Origin of the sequence: Mesorhizobium sp. M7A.F.Ca.CA.002.04.1.1 (assembly GCF_004022805.1) — a bacterium.
Lineage (GTDB): Bacteria > Pseudomonadota > Alphaproteobacteria > Rhizobiales > Rhizobiaceae > Mesorhizobium > Mesorhizobium ciceri.
This window is the reverse complement of record NZ_RZPL01000150.1, coordinates 1-9,629: the sequence shown is the minus strand read 5'-3', so window position 1 is coordinate 9,629 and position 9,629 is coordinate 1. Positions and strand designations below refer to the sequence as shown.

The following is a 9,629-nucleotide window of genomic DNA, read 5'->3' as shown; positions in this document are numbered from 1 at the left end:
AGGGAAACGCCGCCTCCGAGAAGTCATCGGGCGAGACGGCGTGCAGGAGATCGCGCGATTTCGGCCCCATCAGCGCCAGCATGGGCAGGCCGGAGGTGACATCCTGCACGAAGACATGCGCGTCCGCCGGGATATGGCGCTTGAGCCAGGCCAGGTCGCGCCGCTGCGACACGGCGATGGTCACGACCATGTAGGCGGTTTCGGAGATGCGGGTGACCGTGACATCGGCTTCGATGCCGCCTAGCTCGTTCAGCCATTGCGTGTAGACGACGCGGCCGGCGGGTACGTCGACATTGTTGGCACAGATGCGGTTGAGCACCGCGCAGGCGTCACGCCCCTCGATCCAGTATTTCACGAAGCAGGAATGGTCGAACAGCGTAACGTTGTCAGCCGTGTTGCGGCTTTCCTCGCCGCAGGCGCCGAACCAGTTCTGGCGGCCGTAGGAATAGTCGATCTCGGCCTTCATGCCGGGCAAAGCGAAGAAGCCAGGGCGTTCGTAGGCGGCGGCCTCGGTCATGCAGGCACCCGCCGCCATCAGGCGGTCGTGGAACGGGCTCTTGCGGATGTGGCGCGCCGTGGCGAACTGGCGGTATGGCCAGTGCATGTCGAACAAAAGGCCAAGCGTTTCGGTGGTGCGGTCGTAGAGATATTTCTTGTTCGACTGGAACGACATGGTGCGGCGCACGTCGACATCGGCGAGATCGACCGGTGGGCGCCCGTCGCGGATCCATTCCGACAGCGCCTTGCCGACGCCGCCCGAGGAGAGGATGCCGACGGAATTGAAGCCGGTGGCGCAGAACAGGCCGGAGACCTCAGCCGTCTCGCCCAGCAGATAGCGGTCATCCGGCGTAAAGCTTTCCGGTCCGTTGAAGAACAGTTTGATGCCGACATCCGCCAGCAGCGGCACCCGCCTGGTTGCCATTTCGAGGATCGGTTCGAAATGCTCGAAGTCCTCGGGCAGGCTGTCGAAGCAGAAATCGGGCGAGATGCCGTTATGGCCCCACGGCTTGGCCACCGGCTCGCAGCAGCCGAGCAGCAGCTTACCGGCGTCTTCCTTGTAGTAGGAGCACTCGTCGCCCAGGAAAAGCACCGGCAAATTGGCGGGCAGGCCGGGGATGGTCTCGGTGACGATGTAGAAATGCTCGGCGGCGTGCAGCGGCAGCGTCACGCCGATCTGTGCCGCGAGATCGCGCGACCACATGCCACCGCATATCACCACCTTGTCGGCGCGGATCTCGCCCTTGTCGGTGACCACGCCGCAAACGCGGCCGTTCTCGACCAGGATTTTCGTGACCGGCGTGTTTTCGAGAATGCAGGCGCCACCGGTGCGCGCGCCCTTGACATAGGCCATGGTGACGTCGGTGGGGTTGACCTGTCCATCATTGGGGAACCAGAAGCCGCCGACGATGCCGTCGATGTTGACCGGGCTCCAGCGTTCCTTGATCTCGCCGGGCGTGACCATGTCGACCGGCAGGCCGAAATTGCGCCCCATCCAGGCGCCGCGTGCCAGCTCCTCGAAGCGCGCCTCGGTGTTGGCGACACGCAGCGAGCCGCGCTGCATGAAGCCGGTGGCCTGTCCGGTTTCGGCTTCGAGGCGGCCGAACAGCTCGCCGGTGTATTTCGCCAGCTCCGTCATCTGTCGCGTCGCCCGCAACTGCGTCACCAGGCCGGCGGCATGCCATGTCGTGCCGCATGTCAGCTGCTTGCGCTCGCACAGTACGACGTCGGTGATGCCAAGCTTGGTGAGGTGATAGGCGACCGAACATCCGGCAATGCCGCCGCCGACGATGACGACATCAGCCTGTTCCGGCATCTGTTCTGAACTAGCCCCTGACATTACGCGTCCCCCTGAATTGCTGCGCGGCTCAGGCATCTGGCGCCCTTTCGGAGCAGCGTCATGCCGTCGCGTCGATGGATGTCAATGGCGTGCCGCACGCTGCGGCCCACCGTTTTGTGCCCGTCATGCGTGATGGGGCACTTTGTCGGTATCGTTTCCGGCCGCGTGGGGCTTGGCCCAGGCGAAGCGCCGTTCGATCCGCTTCTGCAGGATCATCAGTACATAGACCATCGCCAGGTAGTAGAGGGAGGTGACGGCGTAGAACTCGGCATAGCGGAACGTTGAGGCGACGCTTTGCTGGGTGACCGCCATCAGTTCCGTCAATGAGATCACCGAGGCCAGCGACGTGGTCTTGAGCAGCGTGATGAACTCGTTGACGGTCGGCGGCAGGGCGATGCGCAGCGCCTGCGGCACGACGATCAGGAAGAACACTTGCGGCTTGCGCAGGCCAAGTGCGGCGCCGGCCTGAAACTGCCCTTCTTCGACGGCGCTGAGCGCCGCCCTGTTGATCTCGACCTGATAGGCGGCCTCGTTCAGCGTCAGCGCCAGGAGGGCCGCGATGAAGGGCGAAAACCAGGTCTCGCGGAAGATCGGCCATATTTGCGGCAGGCCGTTCCAGACGAACAGCAGCAGCAGAAGCGCCGGCAGTGCGCGGAAAACAGCGATATAGGCCGTCGCTCCCCAGCGCAGCACCTTGTTTTGCCCGTTGAGCGCCAAGGCAAGCGGCAGCGACAGGAGGATCGCCGCCGCATGCGCGAGTATTGTCAGGGCGAGCGCTACCAGCGCCGCCCTGAAGAACGTCCCGGAAAAAAGTGTCGACCAGAACAAGCCAAAGTCAAAGCTCACGGAACCCTGCCGATCGCGCCGTTACTGACCGATGCCACTGATGGTCGACATCGGAAGCTTCCACGTCTCGGCGATGGTCTTCATGGTGCCGTTCGCGGCAAGCTCCTTGACAGTAGCGGCGACCGCCGCCGCGTCAGCCTCATCCTTGCGGAAATAGGCCGCGTACTGATCCTGCGCGCCGGCCGAGTAGACGATCTTCAACTCACCGGGCTGCTGCAAGTCGCGGTAGGCGAATTCGGTGTCCTGGCTGATCGTCGCGACCGCGCGACCCAGCACCACCTGTTGCATCGCATCGGTCTGCTTGGGATAGGTCTGCATGGTGATCTTGTCGCGGCCGGCCTTGGCCAGGTCCTCGTTCACCTTGTCCAGCAGGCCTATATAGGAAGTGCCGGACTGGACGGAGATGGTCTTGCCGGAGAAATCCTCATAGCTCTTGTAGGCGGACGCATCGTCGGCCTTGCCGATCATGACGACGCCGGTCTTCAGATAAGGCACGCCGCTCAGCTTCTCCAGCCGTTCGGGTTTCAGCAAAGCGCCGCTGATGACGATGTCGCAGCGCTTCGATTCCAGGCCGGGAAGCAGGCCGCTGAAGTCCATCGTCGTGATACTGGCGTCGACCTTCCAGTGCGCGGCCAGCGCCTTGATGACGTCGATGTCGACGCCAACGGGAGCCTCGCCCGCCGTCTTGATGAATTCCATCGGCGGGAAAGTGGGATCGACGCAGGCTTGCAGTTTACCGTCGGCGGCGAAGCTCGGCGGCTGTGCTGCCGCCGGCGTGGCGGCCGCGAGGGCGATGAGTAGAAGGATCTTGCGGTTCATGGTTCACCTCTAGTTTGGGCTCTTGGCGGCCTCAAGGAACGCTTGCCGAAAGTTCGTCAATAGTCAACATAATTCATTTAAGAGAACAGGAGACAGCGAAAGAATGGCGCCACCGCATCGGCAACCGGCATCGAAAGTCCGGAGCCGCGAGCCGCGACGCCATCACCGATGGCGTCGGCGCGCTCCTGTAGCGGCCAAGGCCACGCGTCAGTGCGTCTCGGCATTCTTTGCGGCGATCAGGCAGATCAGTTCGTACATCATCACCATGGCGACCTGCGCCGTGATCTGGTTGGGGCTGTCCTTGGTCGGCATCAGGCAGACGACGTCCCCACCGATGATGTTGAGCCCCTTCAATCCTTGCAGAAGGCGCGTCGCCTCGCGGATGGTCAGGCCGCCGAAGCCCGGCTCGAGGTTCGAAACCCCGGGAGCGACGGAGGGGTCGAGGCTGTCGAGATCGAAGGTGATGTAGGCGGGGCGATCGCCAACCCGCTCGCGGATCATCTCCACCATGCGCTCTATGCCCAAGCGTTCGAACTCGTCCATCGTAACAACCCGATAGCCCAGAGCGCGACTCGAGCCGCCAACGCCGCCGGTGTGGATATCCGCCGCCGGATGACCGCGCATGCCGATCTGGATGCTGCGTTCCGGGTCGACCGCACCTTCCTTTGCCGTATAGGCCGCCCAGTGCGCCGCCGAACGCTTCGCGCCAAGCCAGTGGGGCATGTTGTCGTAGGAATCGGTGTGCGCGTCGAAATGGATCAGCGAGCAGGGCTGGCCTCCCGACAGGCGCCGGCCCGGTCCGGCGATGGCCTTGATGATAGGCCCGGTGATCGAGTGATCGCCGCCGATGGAAACCGGGTTTGTGCCGGCGGCGTCGAGCCGGGCGTAGAAGGCTTCGATGTCGCGGACACAGGCCTCGTTGTTCATGGCCTCGGGCAGGGGAACGTCGCCAAGATCGCTGATCTTGGCGGCATCCCATGGCGAAAAGCCGTGCACCCCGTGCGAGCGGCGATAGTAGCCCGACACGTTGCGGACCGCGCGCGGGCCAAGATGTTGGTCGCGCTCCGTCGAGCCGTTTCCGGAGCTGTGCGGCACGCCGACCAGGCCGATATCCACATCGGCCGGAGTCTCCGCTACCGGGCAGCGGAAAAACGTCGCGATGCCCCACCAGTACCAACTCTGCGAACTGCGCCTGGCTTCGGCAATATCGTCTTGGCTCATCATCGCTCCTTCATCCGTATGCTGGCGGGGAAGGCTCGCCTCATGGCACCGCCGCCTCCTCGAAATTCATCTGGATGCTGGTGGGGAATTCTGTATAAGTCAACAAAGTTGTTCTATACAGAACACATAAAATTCCGGCTTGTACGGCGGACCGAGCTGACGGTATGGGATTGAACATGCTGAGAGCGCAATCATGACGAGTGGCACCCAGAGGCCGTCCACGGCCCGCATCGGTGATGCCCTGCGCAATCGACGGCGCGAACTGGACCTTACCCTCCAGGCCGTGGCGGATGGCGTTGAAGTCAGCAAGGGTTTTCTCAGCGAAGTCGAACGCGACAAGGCCTCGCCCTCGGTGGCAACGCTCGTTCGCCTGTGCGACATTCTTGGAATTACGATCGGCAGCCTGTTCCAGCATGACAACACGGCTGTCGTCCGCGTTGACGCGCGCACTCCGGCGGTGCTCGGCGGCACCGACCTTTTAGACTTCCTGCTCAGCCCGAAATCCGCGGTTCGGACGCAGGCGATCCTGTCGATCATGGCGCCGGGCGGCACCGGCGGCGACAAGCTCTACAGCTGGCGTTCGGAAGAGGAATTCGTGTTCGTCGTCGAGGGCAGCGTGACCGTGTTGCTCGAAGGCGAGGAGTTCGTCCTGCTCGAAGGCGACGCCATGACTTTCGACCCAAGACGCCTCCACACCTTCCGCAACAGTTCCGCCACCAAGCAGGCGCAAGCGCTTTTCATCCTGTCGCCGCCGTCCGTCTAGAGGCGCAGTCATCTTAAGCCAGCGTAGTCCGATGACGTCGGCTTTCGGGAAACGGCGAAGCTGGTCTTAACGACCGACTTGAGGCGCAAAGCTGCCGGCTTCACCCCTCGGGAGTTTCGCGCTCGCCTGCCGGGCCTCGCCTTCGATCTCGATCTTGCTCCGCGCTTGAAGATCGAAGCGCACCGTTACGGTGCGCATGCGCGCATGCAGGACTCCGTCCAGCGTACCGCGCATTTCATGCAGATAAGTCAGCGACGATTTCCCAAGCTTTTCTATAACGCTGCGAACGGTGACCAGAGTTCCCACCGCGGTTTCATGCACGTAGTCGATCTCCATCCTCACATCCGCCCAGCCGAGGGTCGGCGTCAAACGAGGATCGGCAATCCTGCCCAGCAACTGGAAACTGGCGTCATCGAACATCGCCACATAATGACGAACGTTGAGATGGCCCATCGCGTCGCACATCCAAGGATGCACGACGCCGACATAGGTTTCGATGCCGGGGGGCGTCAAAACCCGACCTCATGTGCGCCCTTGAGATCCAGCAGTTGACGGGCTTCGTCGGGCGTCGCGATTTCGAGCGACAACTCGTTGAGAATGCGCTTTATCTTGGCCACCTGTTCGGCATTGCTCTTGGCGAGCGTGCCCTTGCCGACATAGAGGCTGTCTTCCAAACCGACCCGTACATTGCCGCCCATGATCGCGCCCATCGTGCAGAGATTTATCTGGTGCTTGCCCGCGGCAAGGATCGACCAGAGATAGTCGTCTCCGAACAGCCGATCAGCCGTCCTGCGCATGTGCATCATGTCTTCTGGGTCGGCGCCGATACCGCCCAGCAGCCCGAAGATCGTCTGGACGAAAAGCGGCGGCTTCAGCAGCTTGCGGTCGAGAAAGTGCGCAAGCGTGTAGAGGTGACTGACATCGTAGCACTCGAACTCGAACTTCGTGCCATAAGCCTGGCCGACCTCGACGATGATCCGCTCGATCTGCTCGAACGTGTTGGAGACGATGCCCTTCTTTGTGTCTTCCAGATAGCCCTTCTCCCAGTCGTACTTCCAGTCGGTGTATTTCGGCGCGATGTGGTGCAAGGCGAAATTCATAGATCCCATATTGAGCGAGCAGAGTTCCGGCTTCGAAGCGTGCGCCGCTTCAAGGCGCTCTTCGAGGGTCATCTTCAGCCCGCCGCCGGTGGAAATGTTCATCACGGCGTCGGTCTGCTGCTTGATGCGCGGCAGGAAATCCATAAACAGCCTGGGATCAGGGGTAGGCTTGCCGGTCTCCGGATCGCGGGCATGCAGATGGATCACCGACGCCCCGGCTTCGGCTGCTCCGACAGCGGCGTCGACGATCTCGGACGGCGTTATCGGCAGATACGGGCTCATCGTCGGCGTGTGGATCGAGCCGGTGACCGCACAGGTGATGACGACTTTCGGCGATTTCTTCATGGTTGAACTCTCCCTTGTCTGCCTTTTGTTGTTATCTATCGAGAGCGAGGCAATCCTCACGACCACAGCCCAATCGAACCGCCTCGCCCGCATTGAGTTCGGACCGAGACGACGATGCGGCAAGCTTGACAATGAATTTCAGGCCGCCCGCCGTGACAGCGACGAGCCGGATGTGATCGCCGACATAGACGGACTGAACGACGGTTGCCGCGATCACGTTGAGGGCGGTGGAGCCTTCGTGCAATAAGGACATGCGCTCGGGCCTGATCGACAGCGTCACCCTGGCGCCCGTAGGGGGCGTCGCGCCAGGGGAAATGGCGTTCAACACCAGATCGCCATCGTCGAGATGGACGGCCACGCCACCATTTTCACCGCCGGCAAGCACGGTGCCGGACATGCGGTTGTTCTCGCCGATGAAGCTCGCCACAAAGCTGCCCGTCGGACGCTCATACAGTTCGCGTGGTGTCGAAAGCTGCTCGATGCGGCCGGCGCTGAACACCGCGATCCGGTCGGACATGGTCAGCGCCTCGGTCTGGTCGTGGGTCACATAAACGAACGTGACGCCAAGCCGGGCATGGATTTCCTTGATTTCGAACTGCATCTGCTCGCGCAGTTGCTTGTCTAGGGCGCCGAGCGGTTCGTCCATCAGGACAAGATTTGGTTCGAAGATCAGGGCGCGGGCAACCGCGACGCGTTGTTGCTGCCCACCCGAAAGCTGCGCCGGACGCCGGTTGCCGAATTCGGGCAACTGGACCATGTCGAGAACGTTCCTGACACGTTGCGTCACCTCCTCGCGGCCAAGTTTGCGGACCTCGAGTGGGAAAGCCAGATTTTCGGCGACCGTCATGTGCGGGAAAAGCGCGTAGTTCTGGAACACCATGCCGATGCCGCGACGATTGGCGGGAACGTTGTCGATGCGCTGACCGTCAATGAGGATTTCGCCCTCGGTCGTATCCTCGAATCCGGCAAGCATCATCAACGCCGTCGTCTTGCCGGATCCCGAAGGCCCCAGCAGCGTCAGGAATTCGCCGCGCATGATTTCCAGGTCGAGCTGACGCACCGCCTGGACGGTCTGCCCGTAGCGCTTGCTGACGCCACGAAACTCGACATGAACCGGGCCATGCGGGGATCCGCCCATCACCGCGCCTGCGCCTTCGGATCACGGCGTACCGAAGCCGGGCGTTTGCGCGCAGGTTGAGCCTCAGCCGCCGCCGCGGCGCGAAGAATGATGTCGGCGGCCTCGCGCAGATCGGCAACCAGCGCCTTGCGCGCAGCCGCGCCATCGGCGCGACGCAGCGCCGCGAGCATTTCGTCGTGATGGTCCAGGCCCAGGCCGTAGGTCACGTCGGAGCGGACGATGTTCAGAAACGGTCCTGCCTGCAGCCACAATTTCTCGATGATCTGCTGGATGAGAGGTGAACGCGCGGCATGGTACATCGTGAAATGGAAGCGCCTGTTCAGGCCGAGATAATTAGCCATGACATTGCTCTCGACGCATTCGCGCATCAGCCCGTTCAGCTTCGCCAATTCATCGAGTTCTTCGGGCGTGATGGTCGTCGCGGCCCACTCGGCCGCCGTCCCTTCGACGCTGCAGCGCACACGCACCAGATCCGAAATACGCGCCACCGTGGCCTCAGGGACAATGACGCCCCGATTTGGGTGGTCGAACATCGCCTCGTCGCTGACGAGTTGCCGCAAGGCCTCGCGCACCGGCATGGCGCTGGTCCGGTACTGTTCGGCAAGCTGTCGTACGACCAGTCTCTGGCCGGGCAGGAAGTCACCGTTCATCAGTGCCTCCTTCAAGCCCGTATGTACACGAACATGAGCTGTCTTTTGCGCGGCCGAGCCGGCAGTGGCATCCTTGCGATCGAGCATCAGTTTGTCCGGCGCGGCAGTATTTTGAGGTTGCTCGACAGGAAATCGTCGAATGCGGCGGCGAAGCCGTCGAGTTCTGCGTCGCCAAATGGCAGTGACAACGCCAGCATGCCGCGCGGCGTCACGTAGTACCCTCGCAACAGCATCTCGATATGCCAAAGCGCAATCGCCGATGGATCGGCATCGTCGAGCCGCGCCGGCGTGTCCACCGGCCCCCTGACGAAATGCAGGTTCATCAACGACCCGCGCCCTATGACGATGCCCTCGACGCCATACCGCTCAAGGGAGACGTTCATCGCTTCACGCAAGCGATCGCCGCGCGAATTGATGGCGCGGCTCGCCTCTTGCGTCAGCACCTGCGTCAGACCGGTCAAACCAGCAGCCATGCTGAGAATATTGTTGTTGAACGTCCGCCATGCGAAAACGCACCAGGCAAAGCAGGATCGAAGCGGTCGACGAGATCCGCGCGTCCACCGAATGCGCCAAAACTCGCACCGCCGCCGATGTACTTTCCGAGCGTCACGAAATCGGGAAAGATTTCATGTGCGCCATGGAGCGCGCGGTAGTCGAGGCGCGAGGTCATCACCTCGTCGAAGATCAGCAGCGCGCCGGTCTCCTTCGTCGCGGCGCGCAGCGCTTCCAGGAACTCACGCGTCGCCGGGATGCAGCCGCCGCCGCCCATCATCGGTTCGACGATCACCGCGGCAAGTTCGTCGCCCTGTTCCTTGATGAGCGCCACGGCGCCTGCACTATCGTTGTAGTCGGCGAAGACAAAGGGGAAAGGCAAATTGAGCGGTGAGCCGCCATGCGCGAAGGTGAGTAC

11 protein-coding genes are annotated in these 9,629 nt (G+C 62.4%); 1 reads left to right on the top strand and 10 read right to left on the bottom strand.

The window, feature by feature from the left end:
• From ENZ75_RS10720 to ENZ75_RS10705, 4 genes are all read right to left on the bottom strand, one after another.
• A partial coding sequence (locus ENZ75_RS10720; protein WP_128278094.1) for an FAD-dependent oxidoreductase occupies nt 1-1,813 on the bottom strand: 1,813 nt, incomplete at its 3' end.
• A 147-nt stretch (nt 1,814-1,960) separates the two neighbouring features.
• Nucleotides 1,961-2,683: an amino acid ABC transporter permease gene (locus tag ENZ75_RS10715; protein WP_063168752.1), complete on the bottom strand. Its 723-nt coding sequence runs from the start codon at nt 2,681-2,683 to the stop codon at nt 1,961-1,963.
• Between the two features lie 21 nt (nt 2,684-2,704).
• Complete coding sequence (locus ENZ75_RS10710) at nt 2,705-3,502, bottom strand: transporter substrate-binding domain-containing protein (protein WP_063168753.1); 798 nt, start codon at nt 3,500-3,502, stop codon at nt 2,705-2,707.
• Nucleotides 3,503-3,709: 207 nt separating this feature from the next.
• The gene (locus tag ENZ75_RS10705) at nt 3,710-4,723 is read right to left on the bottom strand and encodes an arginase family protein (RefSeq protein ID WP_063170311.1); all 1,014 of its coding nucleotides are present in this window, start codon (nt 4,721-4,723) and stop codon (nt 3,710-3,712) included.
• Between the two features lie 193 nt (nt 4,724-4,916).
• Between ENZ75_RS10705 and ENZ75_RS10700 the strand changes: the two genes are divergently transcribed.
• Nucleotides 4,917-5,486, top strand: a complete 570-nt coding sequence (locus ENZ75_RS10700; RefSeq protein WP_063168754.1) for a cupin domain-containing protein — start codon at nt 4,917-4,919, stop codon at nt 5,484-5,486.
• Between the two features lie 66 nt (nt 5,487-5,552).
• Here ENZ75_RS10700 and ENZ75_RS10695 read toward each other — a convergent pair whose 3' ends face one another.
• The 6 genes from ENZ75_RS10695 to ENZ75_RS10670 all read right to left on the bottom strand — a co-directional run.
• Nucleotides 5,553-5,999, bottom strand: coding sequence for an acyl-CoA thioesterase (locus ENZ75_RS10695; protein WP_164745900.1), 447 nt, complete (start codon nt 5,997-5,999; stop codon nt 5,553-5,555).
• Nucleotides 5,996-6,931: a 3-keto-5-aminohexanoate cleavage protein gene (locus ENZ75_RS10690; protein ID WP_063168755.1), complete on the bottom strand. Its 936-nt coding sequence runs from the start codon at nt 6,929-6,931 to the stop codon at nt 5,996-5,998. The genes ENZ75_RS10695 and ENZ75_RS10690 overlap by 4 nt, the downstream gene beginning before the upstream one ends.
• 31 nt (nt 6,932-6,962) lie before the next feature.
• Nucleotides 6,963-8,069 carry an ABC transporter ATP-binding protein gene (locus tag ENZ75_RS10685; protein WP_063168756.1) on the bottom strand — a complete coding sequence of 369 codons (1,107 nt, stop codon included), beginning with the start codon at nt 8,067-8,069 and terminating at the stop codon, nt 6,963-6,965.
• On the bottom strand, nt 8,069-8,806 hold the full coding sequence (locus ENZ75_RS10680) for a GntR family transcriptional regulator (RefSeq protein WP_063168757.1): 738 nt from the start codon (nt 8,804-8,806) through the stop codon (nt 8,069-8,071). The genes ENZ75_RS10685 and ENZ75_RS10680 overlap by 1 nt, the downstream gene beginning before the upstream one ends.
• Nucleotides 8,806-9,192, bottom strand: a complete 387-nt coding sequence (locus tag ENZ75_RS10675) for a hypothetical protein (RefSeq protein WP_206617028.1) — start codon at nt 9,190-9,192, stop codon at nt 8,806-8,808. The genes ENZ75_RS10680 and ENZ75_RS10675 overlap by 1 nt, the downstream gene beginning before the upstream one ends.
• On the bottom strand, nt 9,177-9,629 hold a 453-nt coding region (locus ENZ75_RS10670), incomplete at its 5' end, for an aminotransferase class III-fold pyridoxal phosphate-dependent enzyme (RefSeq protein ID WP_128278092.1). The genes ENZ75_RS10670 and ENZ75_RS10675, both read right to left, overlap by 16 nt.